A 19,352-nucleotide genomic window follows, 5' to 3' on the forward strand; every position below is an offset into this window, starting at 1 on the left:
GGCGAATAAGGGAGCGTTTCGGCGAACCGTGTCGGCCGTCGAAAAGGCATCGTTTTATTGCAAACGCCACCCGGCACTCAATTTACGAGGGGCGGCAGTCTAAGGCCCGATCAAGACCTCAGCAACTGTAAATACAGGGAATTTGTCCGACAGGACCTGGAAACTGCTCTGACACAGGCTTCACACGGCCATCGGAGTGCGTTTATAGCAAGAAATTCAGTCCAGCGGCTGTATATAGAAGACAAACGGCTAACCAACCCGCCAGCGACAGCCGGGATTATTCTCGCAAGGTGCATCGTTTCAGCCCGGCAGAGCTTACGCAGCCCTTCTATTATCAGGCCCACTGCGTGCTCAACTCGCCTGAAGGATGCTGCCCATGCCCCGCCCCGCTCTGCCGGCCACAGACGAAATTTCCTTCGCCAGCCCGCCGGTCAACGCCGAGCGCCTGCTGCAAATGATCAGCGAAGAGTACGACGCCCTGCCGCGCCAGCTCAAACGCGTCGCCAGCTACATCAGCCAGCAGAGCGAGCGAATCATGGTCGAGCGCATCAGCGATATCGCCCGCGAGTGCGAAGTGCATCCGTCAGCCATTGTGCGTTTCTCGCAACGTTTCGGGTTCAGCGGCTTCAGCGAGATGCAGGCGCTGTTCCGCAAGGCCTGGACGCACAAAACCACGCCAGCGCAAAACTATCAGCAACGCATCCGCAGCCTGATCGCCAACAACTCGCAGACCGCCAACAGCGGCGACCTGGCCCGCGAATGCATCGACGCAACGCTCTCGGGCATCGAACGCTTGGGCCGCGAACTGGACGAGGTGACGTTCGATACGGCCGTCGATCTCATCGTCAATGCCGACGACATTTACGTTGTCGGGGTCCGCCGTTCGTTCGCCGTCGCCGATTATCTGGTTTACAACCTGCAGCACACGCAGAAGCGCATTCATCTGGTTTCCGGCATCGGCGGCAGCTATCGCGAACAAATGCGCAGCGTGCGCGCCAACGATCTGGTCATCGCCATCAGTTTTGTGCCCTACGCCAAGGAAACCCAACACTGCCTGCGCTTCGCACAGCAGCAGAACGCCAATGCCCTGATCATCACCGACAGCCCTCTGTCGCCACTGGCAAAACTTGCCAACAGCGTGTTGCTGGTCAATGAAGGCAGTGCGCTGGCCTTTCGTTCGCTGAGTGCGACGCTGTGTTTGTGCCAGGCGCTGTTTGTGGCGGTGGCCTATCGGCTGGAACTGAATGTCGATGAGATTCACGAACAACCCGGATTCGACGACTGACAATTGCCTCTCGCTCGGCTAGGTTATGCGTTCCCACCGGTTCGACTTGAAGGAACGCGTCATGAAACTGATCGGCATGCTCGACTCCCCCTACGTGCGCCGCGTAGCGGTATCCGCCAAATGCTTGGGGATCGACCTCGAACACGAGTCGGTCTCGGTGTTCCGCCACTTCGAACGATTCCAGCAGATCAACCCTGTGGTCAAGGCGCCCACATTGATCCTCGACGACGGCGTGGTCCTGATGGACTCGACCCTCATCCTCGATTACCTCGAAGCCAGCTGCGGCAAAAGCCTGCTGCCAAGCGATCTCAAACAACGCGCTAAGGCCCTGCGCCTGATCGGCCTGAGCCTCGCCGCCTGCGAAAAAGCCGTGCAGCTTTACTACGAACGCAACCTGCGCCCGACCGACATTCAATATCAGCCGTGGGTCGAACGCGTCGAAGGCCAGCTCGCCGCCGCATTTACCGCGCTGGAAAAAGAACTTGAACACAGTGACTTGCCTGTCGACGGCTCCCTCGCCCAGGCCGGCATCAGCCTGGCGGTTGCCTGGAGCTTCACCGAACTCGTCGTACCCGATCAGATCGACGCAACACGCTTTGCGCGTATCGCCGAGTACACCGCCTACGCAGAAGGCACCGATGCGTTCATCAACACACCGATGAACTGATCATGAGCTCCACCGACACCGCCGCCCCGGCGTTAAAGGAAATCTTCAACGCCGAGCGCTTGCAGCACATCGCTGACGAAATGAGCGCGGTGTACCCGGCGTTCAAGGCCAAGGCGTTTGTCAAACACGCCCAGGACGGACTCGCTGAACTATCAGTGATGCAACGCATGGCGCGTGTCAGCGAAAGCCTGCATGCCGTGCTGCCGCTGGACTACGAAGATTCCCTCGAAGTGCTGTTCGAACTCGCGCCACGGCTGAACAGCGGCTTCGTCAGCATGTGCCTGCCGCATTACGTCGCGAGCTACGGCGCCCACGCGTTCGACCCCTCAATGGACGCGCTGAAGTACTTCACCACCTTCGGCTCCTCCGAATTCGCCATCCGCTACTTTTTGCGCAGCGACCTCGAGCGCTCGCTGGAACGAATGCATGACTGGACCCGAGACGAAAACCACCACGTTCGACGCCTAGCCAGCGAAGGCAGCCGCCCTCGCCTGCCATGGTCATTTCGCCTGGAAGCGGTGCAGGCTGATCCGCGGCTGGCCGCCGGGATACTGGATCGGTTGAAGGCGGACGAGAGCTTGTACGTCCGCAAGTCGGTGGCGAATCATTTGAATGACGTGACGAAGGTGCATCCGGAGTGGGTGCTGGACACGATTGAAGGTTGGTCGCTGGACAACAAGCATACGGCCTGGATTGCCAAGCATGCGCTGCGCAGTTTGATCAAACAGGGCGACGTGCGCGCGCTGACGGTGATTGGCGCAGGGGCGAAGGCTGAGGTTGAGTTGTTGGATGTGCGGGTCGAGCCGGCGGTGGTGAGGTTGGGGGAAGCGATTACTTTGTCGTTTACGGTGAAGTCCATGGTGGCGCACGAGCAAAGGCTGGTGATTGATTATGCGATTGAGTATGTGAAGGCGAATGGCGGGGTTTCGAGGAAGGTTTTCAAGTTGAAGACTCTGGGATTAGCGGGTTTCGGGACTGAGGTAGTGCGACGGAATCAAGTCATCAAGGATTTTACGACGCGCAAGCATTTTGCCGGGCGACATGGGGTGCAGGTGATGGTTAATGGGGAGGTGTTGGGGAGTGCGGCGTTTGAGGTTTTGATTTGAGGCGTGAGTTGTTTATTCACCAAAACAGCCGGTAGCGGATCAGTGCACTGGCAGCCGTGCATCGATATTGAGCGCGGCGGCACAGTGGACGACTAACGGCTTCAGCGCTTACCAACTTCCGTATGGAATGCCGAATTTCTCGATATAGCGCTTGGACTTTTCGCTGACGGGATAGGCGTAGCGTCCTTGGTTCTTACCTTGGCTAGGTCCTAGCGGTTCGATCTCCGCCTGTGCTCTCGCGACTTTTACAGGATGGTGGCATGAGTCTCTGACCCAAACCTGCACAACGCCGCCAGGCGCCAGGCCCAGATAGACCGATGAAATATAGGTACTTCGCCGCTCTGGTGTTTTCGCGCAGCGCTGCGCGACCGAAGTCCGCATCATTTGCCTGGCTTCTTCGGGTATATCTACCCAAGCCCGATAAGTTTGAGGCTCTACGATGGACTGCCAGCGAACAAAAATTCTTTTTGGGAGATCAGCGCCGACCACGGCTTTTGCGGACGCGCCCACTCCGTCCCAACCACGGGCCGATTCGGTGCCGTCTTCAGGTTGCCCGCCCGATGCCGATCCACCACCGGTACGCAGAAATGTTTTTCCCTTTATATCTTCCACAGCAGTGTCTTCAACCCAGACCTTCATGTAGTTGGGTTCGGTGAAACCGAGTTCCCACCAAGGGGATTTAGGGTCGTTTTTTGCTGACAGCGGGTCGGCATTACAACCAGCCACAAAAAGCGTACACAGCAGTACTGTAAATAACTTCATTACCAAAGCGTCCAGTCCGGTACGTGTGGGTGCTTTACTCGGATTGCATCTTCCGTGGGGGCGTTGATGTAAACAGCTCTGATGCCACTCCCATCTCTCCTGCCAAGCGGATGGTTCCAGTTGGCGGATGTGTGAATGTACTTGAGTTTGAGTATTTGCTCCTCCTCTGGCGTGGTGCTGTAGTCGCCGGAGACAAAACGATCACACATGGGCTTGAGTTCTTCAGGAACGGCGAAGTCTGGCGTCTCGGGAATGTCTTCGAAGAGAACGCCTTTGGCTCTGGCGAGTTGATGCATCACGCGCAGGCTCACTCTCGACAGTAATCCACTCACCGGACGCTTGAGTTGGACGGCCGCATAGACTCGCTTGACTCGAGGACTAAGTCGATCCTGAGGGCTGACCGGTAGCAGTAATGGCGGTGGCGTAACGATTTCGAGATTTTCGAGCGGCCAACCCTTGGCTAGCCACTGATTTCTCACATTGATCGCATCCTGGTAGATCGATGTGGTAGCGACGTCAGTATACGTACCGACCTCTAGCGTCTGCATTGGGCTAACGAGAACACACTCTTCAGCGTCCTCAAGGTAACCTCCACCCACATCGGAATGCACACCCGGCAAGACGATTTCCGGATGATCCATCGCTACTCGATTGAGAGCAAAGTTAGCCCTGCATTCATCCCGCGCAGCCAACTGCACAACGTCGGTGAAATAACGTCGGTCGAGATAGAGTTTGACCCCCGTTGCGACGGCGCTTTTTATGTTGCCCAGATTGGACCATCCAGCAATCGACGGTACCGTGTCGAACAGCCCAATGAAGCCCACGTTGATGTCGCTGTGATACTGATCAACAAAGGTCGAACTGAGGGCATCGGACATACTGCGGAGAATGTCGCCTAAAGGCCCTTGTTTGCCACGCACTATCTCGTTGGCGAAATGTCTGGCGGCTGCGGCACCGCGACTGAAGCCAAACGTGTCGAAAGTCAACGAAGCAATTTCACTACCGGGATTTTTGTCCAATACTTCAGTGATACGCTGCTCGATCACCGCGAAACAGGATTGGACTCGCCCTGCAACGCCGGTTTCACCACGTCCTGTACCGGCGCCGAATTTACTGTCTTCTTCACCTGAACGGGTACCTATACCTTCGACGTAGACCATACCGAAAGCTCTCTTTCGTGGCCCTTCTCCCTCAGCGAGTCGTGTTGCTCCATACAGTTCGCTCAGCTTCTTCACATTGCTGACATCGTTACCATAACTACTATCCGGATCACCCATATAAGGCTGGCAACTGGCGGGAATATCTTCAGGCGCAATCGGATGCTGAGCGCCACACAACAACCCCGCAGCAGAGTTGTTCGCATTGTTGCCCGTGCCATCAAAGAACACCCCGATCCTCAACGCAATCCCGATTTTCTCAGGCGCGCGCGCAGGCTCTTTCCCATGCTTCTCATACTCGGCCCAATGCTGGGCGTGTATGTCGACGGGTTTGGCTTCTTCGTAGCGATAGTTTTTCGGCGGGTTTGGAACGTAGCCACTCAATCCTTGATTCCTTCTGATCCTTGAAGAACGGCCAGAAGGGTGACAGCCGGGAGGGGGCGGTGCAAGCCGTGGCGGTGTGCCAGCCACGGAGCGTCAGTGCGAGCAGGCTCACTCCCAAAGGGGAATGAGCCTGGCTGGGGATGGCGGGTCAAATCGACCGCTGATTCACCCGCGCCATCAACTGTTCAGCGCTTTCCTTGCGCTCGGAATAACGATCGACCAGATGCGCCTGCTGCCCCCGCAGCAGCACGGTAAACTTGACCAGTTCTTCCATCACATCCACCACACGGTCGTAGAACGGCGAGGGTTTCATCCGCCCTTCTTCATCGAACTCCATGTAGGCCTTGGGTACAGAGGACTGATTGGGGATGGTGAACATGCGCATCCAGCGGCCGAGGACGCGAAGTTGGTTGACCACGTTGAACGACTGCGAGCCGCCGCAGACTTGCATCACCGCCAGGGTTTTGCCTTGGGTCGGGCGCACAGCGCCGAGTTCCAGCGGGATCCAGTCGATCTGCGCTTTGAACACGGCGGACATCGCGCCGTGGCGTTCCGGCGAGCACCAGACCTGGCCTTCCGACCACAACACCAGATCGCGCAATTCCTGCACCTTGGGATGGTCGACCGGGACGTCGTCGGGCAATGGCAAACCGGATGGGTTGAAGATCCGCGTTTCGGCGCCAAAGTGTTCGAGCAGGCGCGCGGCCTCCTCGACCAGCAAACGGCTGAACGAGCGCTCGCGGGTCGAGCCGTAGAGAAGAAGGATGCGCGGTTTGTGTTCGCCGACATTCGATGGCTTAACAGCGTCGATCAGGCTTGCGTCGAGGTTGGGCAAATGATTTGTCATGAAGCCTCCTTACAGCGTGCCGATGCGATCGAGTTCGGCTTTCAGTTGCTCACGACTGAGCGAGTGAAACGGCAGATCGAAGAAGGCTTGGCAGCGTTCACCGATGCGCATCAGAGTGGCTTGGAATGCAGCGTCGATTGCCGCTTCGTCGCCCTGCACTTCGGACGGATCTTCCAGTCCCCAATGCGTTTTCAGTGCGGGACCGAAATACACCGGGCAGGTTTCGCCGGCGGCTTTGTCGCAAACAGTGATGACGATAGCTGGCGTTTTTTTTGCGAAGGCATCGTTGCCTTTACTGTGCAACCCGTCGATGGCGATACCGTGCTTTTGCAACGTCGACAGGCTGCGCGGCAGGACCTGGCCTTTGGGAAAACTGCCGGCACTCACCGCTTGGAAACCAGCGGGAGCCAGGTGATTGAACATGGCTTCGGAAAGAATGCTGCGGCAGCTATTGGCCGTGCACATGAACAGGACTCGCATCGATGCGCTCCGTAGAAAGTGGAAGATTCAGCAGCAGGCGCGTTCGCGCACGGGTCGGCCATCCATGTTTTGCAGGCGCGCGGCGTTGTCCTTGAGCCAATCGGCATTGGCCTTGGATGTCAGCTGAAGGATTTCGCCGATCCATGCCGGCAGTTTCGGATTGAGGCGGTAATACACCCACTGGCCCTGACGGCGGTCGAGCAGCAAACCGTTACTGCGCAGTTGCGCGAGATGACGGCTGATTTTCGGCTGGCTGTCGTCGAGCGCACACATCAACTCGCAAACGCAGAGTTCACCTTGCTCGGCGATGAGCAGGATGGCGCGGACGCGGGTTTCGTCGGCGAGGCTTTTGAAGACTTCGGTGGGGGTGATCATGGTGATCGGCTCGCCATATGCGGGAAATCGAATATACGGATATCCATATATTTATCAACCCGCGAAAGCAGCCACGGTGAATAAACGTGTGGGAGCGAGCCTGCTCGCGAAGGCGGTGGGTCAGGCGAGGTTTGCGTATCAGATACACCGCTTTCGCGAGCAGGCTCGCTCCCACAGGGGGATTTGGATGCGCCAGGTTTAACCGCGTAAAAGCCCCTGCTCGGCCTCACACAACCCCACCACATAATCCCAGACCACTCGCAGCCGCACCGATTTATGCAGCTCCCGGCGGGTGCTGATCCAGTAGCTGCGCTCGATGCTTTCATCCGGCAACAGCGCCACCAGATCCGGGTCGGAAGCGGCCATGTAGCAAGGCAACACCGCAATGCCCAATCCTGACCGAGCGGCTTCCTGTTGGGCGATGACGCTGGTGCTGTGAAACACCACGCGCGGGCTGCGGCAGAAGCTGTTGAGGAACATCAGCTCCTGACTGAACAGCAGGTCGTCAACGTAACCGATCCACGCATGTCGGCCCAGGTCTTCGCGGCTGTGCAGTGGCGGTGCGTTGTCGAGGTAGGTTTGGCTGGCGTACAGCGCGAGTCGATAGTCAGTGAGCTTGCGCGTGACCAGCATGTCGGCGGATGGCCGTTCGAGGTGGATGCTGATTTCCGCTTCGCGGTTGAGGATGCTGACAAAGCGCGGTACGGCGACCAGTTCCACTTCCAGCCCCGGATAGCGCTCGAACAGACCGATCATGCGACTGGCGAGGAATTTGATGCCAAGGCCTTCGGTGACGCCGACACGGATCTTGCCCAGCGGCGCGGTGGACTGGGTGATTTCTTCCTGCGCCAGCAGCGCGACGTTTTCCATCGCCTCGGCGTGCTTGAGCAGCGCCTCCCCCGCCGGGGTCATTTCATAGCCTTGGGCGTGCTGGACGAACAGCGCCGTGCCGAGGCTTTTCTCGATCGATTCAATATGCCGCGCCACTGTCGCATGGGTGGTGTTGAGCCGGCGCGCGGCGGTGAGCAGGCGGCCGCTGCGTTGCAGCTCGAGAAAAAAGCGCAGGTCGTTCCAGTCGAACATGGCAGGTCCTTGTCAGCTGTCGTCACTTCGGGCTGTTTGAAAACGCACAGCGGCTGCGCAAAAACTAACATTCTTTTAACGAAAGCTAACAACTAGAGTGTCCGACAATAAAAACAAAAAGCGAGGTCAGGGCATGCACACGTCCCTGGATGAATTCGACTACATCGTGGTCGGCGCCGGCCCCGCCGGGTGCTTGCTGGCCAACCGGCTCTCAGCGGATCCACAGCAACGGGTGTTGCTGCTCGAAGCCGGCGGACGCGACAACTACGCCTGGATTCATATTCCTGTGGGTTACCTGTTCTGCATCGGAAACCCGCGCACCGACTGGTGCTTCAAAACCGAACAACAACCCGGCCTCAATGGCCGCGCGCTGAGTTATCCGCGCGGCAAGGTGCTGGGCGGCTGTTCGTCGATCAACGGCATGATCTACATGCGCGGCCAGGCCGGCGACTATGACGGCTGGGCGGCCGCAGGCAATCCGGGCTGGGCCTGGAAAGACGTGCTGCCGCTGTTCAAACAGAGCGAAAACCACTTTGCCGGCGGCGCTGAATTTCATGGCGATCAGGGTGAATGGCGGGTCGAGCAGCAGCGCCTGTCGTGGCCGATTCTGGATGCCTTTCGCAGCGCCGCCGAGCAAAGCGGCATCGCCAGCATCAATGACTTCAACCAGGGCGACAACGAGGGCTGCGGCTACTTTCAGGTCAACCAGAAAGCCGGGGTGCGCTGGAACGCGGCCAAGGCCTTTTTGAAACCGCTGCGCAGCCGGGCGAACCTGACCGTGCTGACCGGCGTCGAGGTTGATCGTGTCTTGCTGGAGGACGGCCGCGCGGCGAAAGTCAGCGCGCAGCATGAAGGCCAGACCAGACAGTTCAAGGCGCGCAAGGAGATTGTCTTGTGCGCCGGCTCGGTCGGCTCGCCGAGCATTCTGCAGCGCTCCGGGATCGGTCCGCGGCCGCTGCTCGAACGCTTAGGGATAGGCGTGATTCATGAGCTGCCGGGGGTCGGCGGCAACCTGCAGGATCACCTGCAACTGCGCCTGATCTACAAGCTGGAAAACGCCCGTACCCTGAACCAGATCGCCGGCAGCGTGTGGGGCAAGATGGGCATGGGCCTGCGTTATCTGTACGACCGCAGCGGGCCGTTGTCGATGGCGCCGAGTCAGTTGGGCGCGTTTGCCCGCTCCGGTCCCGAGCAAACCTCGGCGAACCTGCAATATCACGTGCAACCGCTGTCGCTGGAGCGCTTTGGCGAGCCGTTGCACAGCTTCCCGGCGTTCACCGCCTCGGTGTGCGACCTGCGCCCGCAGAGCCGTGGGCGCATCGAGATTCGCTCCGCCGATCCGCAAGCGGCGCCGCTGATCCAGCCCAATTACCTCAGCCATCCAGAAGATCTGCGCGTCGCCGCCGATGCGATTCGCCTGACTCGGCGCATCGTCAGCGCCCCTGCCCTGCAAGCGTTCAAACCGGTCGAATACCTGCCCGGCGACAGCTTGCAAAGCGAAGAACAATTGCATGAAGCGGCGGCGAAAATCGGCACGACGATTTTCCATCCGGTCGGCACCTGCCGCATGGGCAACGACGGTGACGCAGTGGTCGATGCGCAATTGCGCGTGCATGGCGTGCCGGGTCTGCGCGTTGCCGATGCGTCGATCATGCCAAGAATTACCTCGGGCAATACCTGTTCGCCTACGCTGATGATTGCCGAGAAGGCGGCACAACTGATTTTGTCCAGATCTGCAGATATCTCCCCTGTGGGAGCGAGCCTGCTCGCGAATGCGGTAGCTCACTCAGCCTAGAAGTTGACTGACAAAAAGCTTTCGCGAGCAGGCTCGCTCCCACAGGAATCATCACCAGACTCAGGCATCGCGCATCACCGGACACGCAACACCAGTGGAACAACAAAAACAATCACTGTGAGGGATACCGATATGTCAGAACACGTTCAGCCGCTGGACGCTGCGGGCAGCGCCGAGACCAGCAACGCCACGCAGAAAGTCATCTTCGCCTCGTCACTCGGGACGGTGTTCGAGTGGTATGACTTCTTCCTCTACGGCGCCCTCGCGGCGGTGATCAGCAAGCAGTTTTTTGCCGGGGTCAACGACACCACGGCATTCATCTTCGCGCTGATGGCGTTCGCCGCCGGCTTCATCGTACGGCCGTTCGGCGCGTTGGTGTTCGGCCGTCTGGGTGACATGATCGGACGCAAATACACTTTTCTGGCGACGATCATTCTGATGGGCGTGGCGACGTTCTGCGTCGGCCTGCTGCCGACCTACGCCAGCATCGGCATCGCCGCGCCGATCATTCTGGTGGTGCTGCGCATGCTTCAGGGCCTGGCGCTCGGTGGCGAATACGGCGGCGCGGCGACCTACGTGGCCGAGCACGCGCCCATCGGCAAACGCGGCTTCCACACCAGTTGGATTCAATCCACCGCGACCCTCGGCCTGCTGCTCTCGCTGCTGGTAGTGCTCGGTTGCCGCTACTTCACCGGCGACCAGTTTGAAGTCTGGGGCTGGCGCATTCCGTTCCTGCTGTCGATCGTGCTGCTGGGCATCTCCACCTGGATTCGCCTGAGCCTGCACGAGTCGCCGGCCTACCTGAAAATGAAGGAAGAAGGCAAAACCTCGAAGGCGCCGATCCGCGAATCCTTCGGCAAATGGGAAAACCTGAAAGTCGTGCTGATCGCGCTGTTCAGCATCAACGCCGGGCAAGCGGTGACCTTTTACGCTGCACAGTTCTATGTGCTGTTCTTCCTCACCCAGTTCCTGAAAATGGACCCGGCGGTGGCCAACAGTCTGCTGATCATCAGCGTGGTGATCGGCGCGCCGTTCTTCATCTTTTTCGGCTGGCTCTCGGACAAGGTCGGACGCAAACCCGTGCTGATGCTCGGCCTGCTGCTGGCGACCGCACTGTACTTCCCGATCTTCAAGTCCTTGGCCCACTACGCCAACCCGGCGATCGATCAGGCCAGCCGTCAGGCGCCGATCACCGTCCTCGCCGACCCCGCCACTTGCACCTTCCAGTTCGATCCGGTGGGCAAGGCCAAATTCGACAGCCCCTGCGACAAGGTCAAAACCTTCCTGGTCAAACAAGGCCTGCCCTACTCCAGCGTCGCAGCACCTGCGGGCAGCGCCGTGCAAGTGAGTGTCGGCGACGTGAAGCTGGATGGTTTCGATGAGGCGGCACTGCGCGGCGCGATCACCCTCGCCGGCTACCCGCAACAAGCCGATATGCAACAGATCAACAAACCGATGATCGTCGCCCTGATCGTCGCGCTGATCATCATCTCCGCCATGTGCTACGGGCCGCTGGCGGCGCTGATGGTCGAACTGTTCCCGACCCGCATTCGCTACACCTCGATGTCGCTGCCCTACCACATCGGCAACGGCTGGTTTGGCGGCTTCCTGCCGACGGTGTCGTTCGCGCTGGTGGTGTACACCGGGGATATTTTCTACGGGCTGTGGTATCCGGTGCTGATCACCGGGGTGAGCCTGGTGGTGGGGATGATCTGTCTGCGTGAGACGAAGAATATCGATCTCGACAAGAACTGAAAAACCCGCTGCCACAATGGCGAGGGAAGCGATTCTCTCGCCATTTTTTGCTCAGGCGTCCGCCTTGATCACTTCGAATTTCACCTGGTCCGGATAAAACGCCACGTAGTCGCGGATCGGTGCGACGGAGACCTTCGGGTTTTCGTACGTCCACACCGCGTTGGCACCCTCATGTCCGGGCACTTGCAGGCTGAAATAGTTGGCGTCGCCCTTGTACGGGCAATAGCTGGTGTGGTCGGTGCGGGCGAAGTATTTTTCGTCGATGTCTTCGCGCGGGATGTAGTACACCGGCGGATAGTTGGCCTCATTGAGGATCAGCGCGTGGGAGGACGCGGCGACCTGGATGCCGTGGAATTTCACCAGCAGGCAGCCGCTGAGTTGTTCAACGCTGATCACGGGGCTGGGGCTTTTCATGGGGTTCTCCTGAAGACGGCGAAGAGACCGGTTCAGGTATAGCTGATGGTTGCGCAGCTCGACTGGATTACGGCCGAACGGCTAAACCTCCTGCAACGCTTTTATCTGTATATCCATACAGATAAAAGTTGCTCGCGTCGCAGACTCCAGCCATCCTGTGCGCTCCCACAAACCAACCAGCGATGGTAGCTATGCGGCTGTACCTCTGTGAAAAACCTTCCCAGGCCAAAGACATTGCGGCCGTGCTCGGCGCCAGGCGTCGCGGCGACGGCTGCTGGTTGGGGACGGACCTCACAGTGACCTGGTGCATCGGCCATTTGCTCGAAACCGCGCCGCCGGATGCCTACGACGCGCGCTACAAGCGCTGGGTGCTGGCTGATCTGCCGATCATTCCCGACAAATGGAAAATGACCGTCAAGCCGCGCACCGCCAGTCAGTACAAAGCGGTGAAACGTCTGCTTGGCGAGGCCAGCGAACTGATCATCGCCACCGACGCCGACCGTGAGGGCGAGATGATCGCCCGGGAACTGGTCGAGCACTGCCGCTATCGCGGGCCGATCCGCCGCTTGTGGCTGTCGGCGCTGGACGAGGCATCGATTCGCAAGGCCTTGGCCGCGCTGAAACCGGGAGCCGAAACATTCAGCCTGTATCACTCGGCGCTGGGCCGTTCACGCGCGGACTGGCTGATCGGCATGAACATGAGTCGACTGTTCACCTTGTTGGGCCGGCAGTCGGGTTATCAGGGCGTGCTGCCTGTGGGCCGAGTGCAGACTCCCACCCTGCGACTGGTGGTCGACCGCGACCGCAGCATCGCCGACTTCGTCCCCGTACCGTTCTGGGCAATCGACGTGGATTTGCTGCACAACGGCACGACATTTACCGCACAGTGGCGCGCACCATCAGACGTTTGTGATGATCAGGATCGCTGCCTGAATCAGGCGTTGGCGCAGCAAGCGGCAGCGGCGATCAGTAGTGCAGACAGCGCACGGGTGATCAAGCTGAAAACCGAGCGCATGCGCGAAGTCGCGCCCCTGCCCTTCGATCTCGGCACCTTGCAGGAAGTCAGCTCGAAAAAGCTTGGCCTTGGCGCGCAGGAGACCCTCGACATCGCCCAGGCCCTTTACGAAACCTACAAAGTCATCACCTATCCGCGCAGTGATTGCGGCTTTCTGCCGTTGAGCCAATACAGTGAGGCGCCATCGATCCTCACCGCATTGCGTCAGGCCGATCCGAGCCTTGAAGTGTTGCAGGGTTCTCTCGAACCGCAGCGGCGCTCGCGAGCCTGGAATGACGCCAAGGTCAGCGCTCACCACGGCATCATTCCCACCATCGCCGCGAAGAACCTCGAACGTCTGACCGGCAAGCATCGCGCGGTGTACACGCTGATTCGTGCGCGCTACCTGGCGCAGTTCCTGCCCAATCACGAATACGATCGCACCCAGGCCGATTTCGATTGCAACGGGCAGGCGTTGCGCGCGGTCGGCAAGCAGATCATCGAAGCGGGCTGGAAGCGCGCATTGCCCGAAGCACTGGCACCGGCCAGGGGCCGCGAAGCCCCCGCGCCGCAAACCTTGCCGACCCTCAGCCAAGGCGTCGAATGCGCTGTGGCGAAAGTGAATCTCAAGGATCTGTGGACGCAGCCACCAAAACCCTACACCGAAGGCGATCTGATCAAGGCGATGAAGAACGTCGCCAAACTGGTCGAGGATCCGCTGCTCAAACAGAAACTCAAGGACACCACCGGCATCGGCACCGAAGCCACCCGCGCGTCGATCATTCAGGGTTTGCTAGATCGCGGTTATCTGGTCAAGAACGGCAAGGCGCTGGCGGCGACACCTGCGGCATTCAGCCTGATCGATGCAGTGCCGCGCGCGATCGCCGATCCTGGCACTACGGCGATCTGGGAACAGGCGCTGGACATGGTGCAGAGCGGCGAGATGAGTCTGGAAGAATTCGTCACCAAACAGGCCGCGTGGATGAGCAAGCAGGTCAGCCGCTGCTCAGCTCTCAGCCTGACCATCAGCGGCCCGCCGCCAGCCGGCAAAGCCGCAGCGCCGTGGAAGAAAAAGCGCAAGTCGACTGCCAGCAAAGCCGCCGGTACGCGCAAACGCACGGCGCGTCCGACGACTCGCTGAATCCCTTGAGGTTCCCTTCTCGACGTTGCTGAAACGGATCTTTTCTCATTCCAAAACAGCTTTGTCCGACAATATGTAGTGCTTGAAAATAATCACTACAAAACCGTTGACGGCATCGTTTTGCTTTTGCATGATGAAGACGTTCCCCGATCGGGAGCACTGGTAACACGCTTGAGCAAACTCGTCTGACCGCCGAGTTGTTTTTTCCGGATACACGCTGCCCACAAGGCAGATTGAAGAAGCTGACCTGGCCTGAACGTCCAGTACAAGGACGAGAAGCGCTGGCGAAAATTCTCAAGACGCTTGTGGCCGACACTGGATTGTCGTCAAGGAGCCTCCCGGTTTTCGCTGCTTCTCCTCGTTGTGACGCTATTGCGTAGCAGTTATTCAACACGACTACATGCAACAGATGCATGACCCCGTACTTCATACGGGCGAGCGCTGACGTCCTGGTTTCGGTGCCAGGGATCAACTAACCGATGGGCTACCTGTATTAGCGAATCAACTTTGAAAGATCACCAGACTGGTCAAGGGGCATAACAATGAATCTGAACAATCAACCCACCATCGAAGAACTGGCTCGTATGTTCGCGGCGCAGAAAGACAGCCACGACAGCCATATTCTCTGGATCAGCAAGTCGGGCCAGGTACACATCGACTGCCTGTCGCCCCACGCTGGCGAAGAGGAATTCGACCGCAACCACCAAAACCTGCTGGCCCGCCTGAAGATGTACCGCCGCGGCCACGGTTATGTCGGCAAGAAGGCTGCGGCCGACAAGGACTTCATTGGCAGTGTGCTGCAGACGCTGAAACAGGCGTGGGATTCGATGCAGAATCAGAATGAAGTTCGGGTGATTGATCGGTTGTATTGAGTTGTAGGTTATTTAACTAAGGGCCTGCTTCCGATTGGGAGCAGGCCCTTTGTTGTTCTTTTGAGTTTTGCGGCGTGAGTGCCCCCGTCGCCCCTCACCCCAGCCCTCTCCCGAGGGAGAGGGAGCCGACCGAGTTGCCTCAGCTCAACCGTAGACCTGAATGACCGTGGCGATTATGAGTCAACGAAGCTCGTTCAGGTCGGAGTAACTTGACCAAACACCTCGGTCAGTCCCCTCTCCCGCTGGGAGAGGGTTAGGGTGAGGGGCTTTTCATGCCGAGCACCAGCTCCACAAACGCCAACGCCGCCGCACTGTGATAATTATTTCTGCGCCGCAACAACGCCGCGCCACGCTGTGGCGCCTCGCCTTCGACCCGCAAGCGGCGCAACGCGCGGTCTTCGCTGGCAATCGCCTCGGGCAGCATTGTCGCCAGCGGCGCATGCCGCACCACTTCCAGCAGCGTACTCACCGAATTCACTTCAATCCGCACCTGCGGCGTAATCCCGTGCTCACGGAAATACTCATCCACCAATAACCGCGTAATGAAGCCCGGCGCCAGCAAGGCGAAGTCCATTGAAGCCAATTCCGTCGACGTCAACACCGAAGGGCTGTCATAGAGCGGATGCCCAGGCCCGACCATGATCCCCAGCGTCTCGGTAAACGCCGGTATGCATTCGATATCGGCATTGCGCACCGGCGTAAACGCGATCGCGACATCCAGCGAGTCATCCGCCAGCCCTGCCTCGATGTCGTCCATCGACAACTCGAAGATCTCCAGACGAATCCCGGGAAACCGTGCCCCGTAGTCGCGCACCAGTGGCCCGACCAGATACGCCATGAACGTCGGCGTCATCGCCAGGCGCAGCGTGCCGCGGGACAAGTCCTTCACGTCGTGCAAGGCGCGCTGCCCGGCCTCCAGCTCCACCAGCACGCGCCGCGCGCACTCGATGTAAGCCACGCCGGCATCCGTCGGCTTCACCGTGCGCGAGGTGCGATCGAACAGGCTCACGCCGAGGGTTTGTTCCAGTTGCCGAATCTGTTGCGACAGGGTCGGCTGCGACACATGCAGCGCTTCGGCGGCGCGGGTGAAGCCGCCGTGATCGGCAACGGCGAGCAGATAACGCAAATGTCGCAACAGCATGAACACCCCATCTATAGGCCGGACTTATGCGAAGCATTGTATATCGGTCTTGGACGCTATGGATTGGCCGGCGCAACATTGCTTCCACACAGCAAGCCAAACCTTGAAAGGAGTGACACCATGCAACAGTCCCACGCCTACAACGACAACAGCCTGGCCCTGACCACCCGCGTTCTCGACGCCAAGGCGAAAAAAGATCTGTCGTGGCAGGATCTTGCTGACGGCGCCGGCCTCAGCCTGGCCTACGTCACCGCCGCCCTGCTCGGCCAGCATCCGCTGCCGGAAAACGCTGCTCGAGTGGTCGGCGACAAGCTTGACCTCAGCGCAGATGACGTCGCCGCTCTGCAGATCATTCCTTTGCGCGGCAGCCTCAGCGGCGTGCCGACCGATCCGACCATCTACCGTTTTTACGAAATGATCCAGATCTACGGCACCACGCTGAAAGCGCTGGTTCATGAACAGTTCGGTGACGGCATCATCAGTGCGATCAACTTCAAACTGGACATCAAGAAAGTCGAAGACCCGGAAGGCGGCTCCCGCGCGGTGGTGACGCTCGACGGCAAGTTCCTGCCGCTGCGTCCGTTCTGATGCGCCCGGCCCGCATCCTGCGTGCGGGCCATCTCATTTCTGCCACGAGGACATGCCATGAAAGCCCTGATCGACGGCTTCCTGAAATTCCAGAACGAAGCCTTCCCGCAACGCAGCGAACTGTTCAAACATCTGGCCACGACTCAGCAACCCGGCACGCTGTTCATCACCTGTTCCGACAGTCGCGTGGTGCCTGAGCTGCTGACCCAGCAAGAGCCCGGCGAACTGTTCGTGATCCGTAACGCCGGCAATATCGTTCCCTCCTACAGCCCGCATCCGGGCGGGGTCTCGGCGACGGTGGAGTATGCGGTGGCGGTACTGGGGGTGACCGATATCGTGATTTGCGGCCACTCCGATTGCGGCGCAATGACGGCGATTGCCCAGTGCAAATGCATGGATCACCTGCCCGCCGTCAGCGGCTGGCTACAGCATGCCGAGTCGGCGAAGGTGATGAACGAAGCGCGCGTGCATGGCAGCGACGCGGCGAAATTGAGCTCGATGGTGCGCGAGAACGTGATTGCGCAACTGGCAAATATTCAAACTCATCCGAGTGTGCGCCTGGCGCAGGAGCAAGGGCGGCTGAATCTGCATGGCTGGGTGTATGACATCGAGACCGGCTCGATCGACGCGCTGTCGAACGACCGCCGCACGTTTGTGCCGCTGGTCGAGCAACCTGAGACTTGCGCGATCAGCGCTAAGACTTCCAACGCAGCCTGACGCCCCGGCCGATGATCGTTCCCACGCTCCGCGTGGGAACGCAGCCCGTGACGCTCTGCGTCACTGGACGCGGAGCGTCCCTAGAGGCATTCCCACGCGGAGCGTGGGAACGATCAGATCAAAAGATCGCAGCCTTCGGCAGCTCCTACACGGCGCGGTCCGGGTTTCAAGTCAGCGTTTCACCGTGAGATCAACCTGAGTCATCCGGCTACGCACGGTAAACACGCCATCCCCGGAAAGAATCGCACTGCGCGCAAACAGGCGCCCGCTCTCCCAGTTCGAAAGACCCAGCTCAGGCTTGTTCAACGCGTACTGACCATCGACCCATCGGGTGATGCCGTTGCCTACGAACGGCGCATTCACTGCGTTGTAGAAACGTTCCTGAACCGCCGCATCCGCGCTGATCAACGACACGGTGAATTGCGGGCTGTAACGGTTGAAGAGCGCAATCGCCTGATCCAGATCGTCAACAATCATCAGGCTGACTTCCGGGGTTTCTTCCCATTCCCACTCGCGGCCCAGCTCCGACTCGGGCAAAGACTCGGCCAGCGCTTCGGTCTGGTAACCCTCGGCGCGATAAACCTCGACCGTTGCGTTTTGCCATTCGCTTGGCAGGCAACTTTCACTGCCCGCGACGATGTGCAATTTGCAGCCTTGGCCGCGCGCAGTACCGGCGTCTTTCAAGGCATCGAGGAACAGCGGCACCAGCTCATCGGCGCGTTCGCGCTGAATCAGGCAGACGTTCAGGGTGTTGCAGACCTTGCGGTCCAGCGAGTTGCGCACCACTGCCGCGAAGCGAGTGGCGTCGGCGTCACGGTCGGCGATCAGCCACGCGCCGCCGGTGCCGTGCAGGCTGACGGCAGTGCCGGCCTGCTGGGCGATGCTGCCCAACTGACTGACCGCACGGCCCGAGCCGCGCGCCACCGCCAGCGACAGACGCCGGTCGGCGAACATCGCCCAACCGGCGGCGTGATTGACGCTTTCAACCAACGACACCGCGCCAACCGGCAAGCCGGCTTCGGCCAGTGCCGGGTTCAAGGCGTGAGTGACGATGGCTTGCGCAGTGCCCAACGCATCGCTGCCGATGCGCAGCACAGCCGTATTACCGGTGCGCAACACCCCGGCGGCGTCGGCAAATACGTTGGGTCGGCCTTCGAAGACAAAGGCGACAATGCCCAGCGGCGAGACCACTTGCTCAACCTTCCAGCCATCGTGCTCGACACTGCTGATCACTTTGCCCCGGGTCGGTGGCGCATCACGCCAGGCGCGCAGCCCGGCGATCATGTCGCGGCGCATGCGTTCATCAGCGAGCAAGCGTGTGGTCGAGCGGCCGCGTGCCTTGGCTCGCTCCATGTCGGCGCGGTTGGCGGCTTCGATCTGCGTCCAGCATTCAGGGTTTTCCAGGCGCTGAGCGAATAGATCGAAGAACCGGCTGATGGCTTCATCGGAGACCGCCGACAACGCTGTGAATGCCGCAGCCGCACGCTCGATTGCCACCGAGGCGGCCTGTTGATCGGCCACGGGGATCAGCAACAACTCGCCACTGACCTGCTCGACCAGCAGATGGTCACCGGGCTGAAACCGCGCGGCCAGTTCGGGGCTGACCACGGTGACGCGGTTACCGGCGAAAGGGATCGGCGTGCCAGCGACTAGACGTTCGAGCGCAAGAGACATGAAGCGGATTCACCATGCAGAGGGCGGCCGGAAAATGTATAGAACACGATCCTGCAAAGCAACACTGCACCCGGGGGGAGCGAGCCTGCTCGCGAAAGCGGCCAGTCAGACGACA

General features: G+C 59.7%; 18 protein-coding genes. 9 read left to right on the top strand and 9 right to left on the bottom strand.

Annotated elements, in window-relative coordinates:
* Positions 1–376: 376 nt before the first annotated feature.
* The 3 genes from V8J63_RS17085 to V8J63_RS17095 all read left to right on the top strand — a co-directional run bounded on the left by V8J63_RS17085 (position 377) and on the right by V8J63_RS17095 (position 3,058).
* A complete protein-coding gene (locus V8J63_RS17085; RefSeq protein ID WP_130888770.1) occupies positions 377–1,285 on the top strand; it encodes a MurR/RpiR family transcriptional regulator in 909 nt (302 codons plus the stop codon).
* 61 nt (positions 1,286–1,346) lie between these two features.
* On the top strand, positions 1,347–1,952 hold the full coding sequence (locus V8J63_RS17090) for a glutathione S-transferase (RefSeq protein WP_130888771.1): 606 nt from the start codon (positions 1,347–1,349) through the stop codon (positions 1,950–1,952).
* A gap of 2 nt (positions 1,953–1,954) precedes the next feature.
* Positions 1,955–3,058 carry a DNA alkylation repair protein gene (locus tag V8J63_RS17095; RefSeq protein WP_336464382.1) on the top strand — a complete coding sequence of 368 codons (1,104 nt, stop codon included), beginning with the start codon at positions 1,955–1,957 and terminating at the stop codon, positions 3,056–3,058.
* A gap of 108 nt (positions 3,059–3,166) precedes the next feature.
* On the opposite strand, the gene V8J63_RS17100 is transcribed toward V8J63_RS17095, so the two are convergent.
* From V8J63_RS17100 to V8J63_RS17125, 6 genes are all read right to left on the bottom strand, one after another.
* Positions 3,167–3,820, bottom strand: a complete 654-nt coding sequence (locus tag V8J63_RS17100; RefSeq protein WP_073471173.1) for a DUF2931 family protein — start codon at positions 3,818–3,820, stop codon at positions 3,167–3,169.
* A complete protein-coding gene (locus tag V8J63_RS17105) occupies positions 3,820–5,361 on the bottom strand; it encodes a phospholipase effector Tle1 domain-containing protein (RefSeq protein ID WP_125926949.1) in 1,542 nt (513 codons plus the stop codon). Before V8J63_RS17105 ends, V8J63_RS17100 begins: the two co-directional genes overlap by 1 nt.
* A gap of 148 nt (positions 5,362–5,509) precedes the next feature.
* The gene (gene arsH, locus V8J63_RS17110) at positions 5,510–6,208 is read right to left on the bottom strand and encodes an arsenical resistance protein ArsH (RefSeq protein ID WP_071172766.1); all 699 of its coding nucleotides are present in this window, start codon (positions 6,206–6,208) and stop codon (positions 5,510–5,512) included.
* A 9-nt stretch (positions 6,209–6,217) separates the two neighbouring features.
* Entirely contained in the window at positions 6,218–6,688 is a 471-nt protein-coding gene (locus V8J63_RS17115) for an arsenate reductase ArsC (protein WP_130901909.1), read from the bottom strand.
* A 27-nt stretch (positions 6,689–6,715) separates the two neighbouring features.
* Positions 6,716–7,063 (bottom strand): metalloregulator ArsR/SmtB family transcription factor, encoded by a 348-nt coding sequence (locus tag V8J63_RS17120; RefSeq protein ID WP_130926383.1) that lies wholly within the window; start codon positions 7,061–7,063, stop codon positions 6,716–6,718.
* Between the two features lie 198 nt (positions 7,064–7,261).
* The gene (locus V8J63_RS17125; RefSeq protein ID WP_016775104.1) at positions 7,262–8,146 is read right to left on the bottom strand and encodes a LysR family transcriptional regulator; all 885 of its coding nucleotides are present in this window, start codon (positions 8,144–8,146) and stop codon (positions 7,262–7,264) included.
* A gap of 133 nt (positions 8,147–8,279) precedes the next feature.
* Here V8J63_RS17125 and V8J63_RS17130 point away from each other — a divergent pair, with 133 nt between their 5' ends.
* Both V8J63_RS17130 and V8J63_RS17140 read left to right on the top strand, forming a co-directional pair.
* Positions 8,280–9,941 (top strand): GMC family oxidoreductase, encoded by a 1,662-nt coding sequence (locus V8J63_RS17130; RefSeq protein ID WP_264365420.1) that lies wholly within the window; start codon positions 8,280–8,282, stop codon positions 9,939–9,941.
* Positions 9,942–10,073: 132 nt separating this feature from the next.
* Positions 10,074–11,696 carry an MFS transporter gene (locus V8J63_RS17140; protein ID WP_024013261.1) on the top strand — a complete coding sequence of 541 codons (1,623 nt, stop codon included), beginning with the start codon at positions 10,074–10,076 and terminating at the stop codon, positions 11,694–11,696.
* 51 nt (positions 11,697–11,747) lie between these two features.
* Here V8J63_RS17140 and V8J63_RS17145 read toward each other — a convergent pair whose 3' ends face one another.
* Entirely contained in the window at positions 11,748–12,110 is a 363-nt protein-coding gene (locus V8J63_RS17145) for a DUF427 domain-containing protein (RefSeq protein ID WP_039763140.1), read from the bottom strand.
* A 191-nt stretch (positions 12,111–12,301) separates the two neighbouring features.
* Here V8J63_RS17145 and V8J63_RS17150 point away from each other — a divergent pair, with 191 nt between their 5' ends.
* Complete coding sequence (locus V8J63_RS17150; RefSeq protein WP_336464383.1) at positions 12,302–14,245, top strand: DNA topoisomerase III; 1,944 nt, start codon at positions 12,302–12,304, stop codon at positions 14,243–14,245.
* A gap of 542 nt (positions 14,246–14,787) precedes the next feature.
* Positions 14,788–15,117: a hypothetical protein gene (locus tag V8J63_RS17155; protein ID WP_041480831.1), complete on the top strand. Its 330-nt coding sequence runs from the start codon at positions 14,788–14,790 to the stop codon at positions 15,115–15,117.
* A gap of 253 nt (positions 15,118–15,370) precedes the next feature.
* On the opposite strand, the gene cynR is transcribed toward V8J63_RS17155, so the two are convergent.
* Positions 15,371–16,258, bottom strand: a complete 888-nt coding sequence (gene cynR, locus V8J63_RS17160) for a transcriptional regulator CynR (RefSeq protein WP_130888779.1) — start codon at positions 16,256–16,258, stop codon at positions 15,371–15,373.
* A 120-nt stretch (positions 16,259–16,378) separates the two neighbouring features.
* On the opposite strand from cynR, the gene cynS reads away from it, so the two are divergent.
* Together cynS and V8J63_RS17170 are read left to right on the top strand one after the other, a co-directional pair.
* Positions 16,379–16,846: a cyanase gene (gene cynS, locus V8J63_RS17165; protein ID WP_336464384.1), complete on the top strand. Its 468-nt coding sequence runs from the start codon at positions 16,379–16,381 to the stop codon at positions 16,844–16,846.
* Between the two features lie 57 nt (positions 16,847–16,903).
* The gene (locus V8J63_RS17170; RefSeq protein ID WP_336464385.1) at positions 16,904–17,563 is read left to right on the top strand and encodes a carbonic anhydrase; all 660 of its coding nucleotides are present in this window, start codon (positions 16,904–16,906) and stop codon (positions 17,561–17,563) included.
* 171 nt (positions 17,564–17,734) lie between these two features.
* Here the strand turns inward: V8J63_RS17170 and V8J63_RS17175 are convergent, their stop codons facing one another.
* Positions 17,735–19,237, bottom strand: coding sequence for an aldehyde dehydrogenase family protein (locus tag V8J63_RS17175; protein ID WP_336464386.1), 1,503 nt, complete (start codon positions 19,235–19,237; stop codon positions 17,735–17,737).
* Between the last annotated feature and the right edge of the window lie 115 nt (positions 19,238–19,352).

It is taken from the genome of Pseudomonas sp. CCNWLW23, assembly GCF_037095675.1.
GTDB classification, from domain to species: domain Bacteria; phylum Pseudomonadota; class Gammaproteobacteria; order Pseudomonadales; family Pseudomonadaceae; genus Aquipseudomonas; species Aquipseudomonas atacamensis.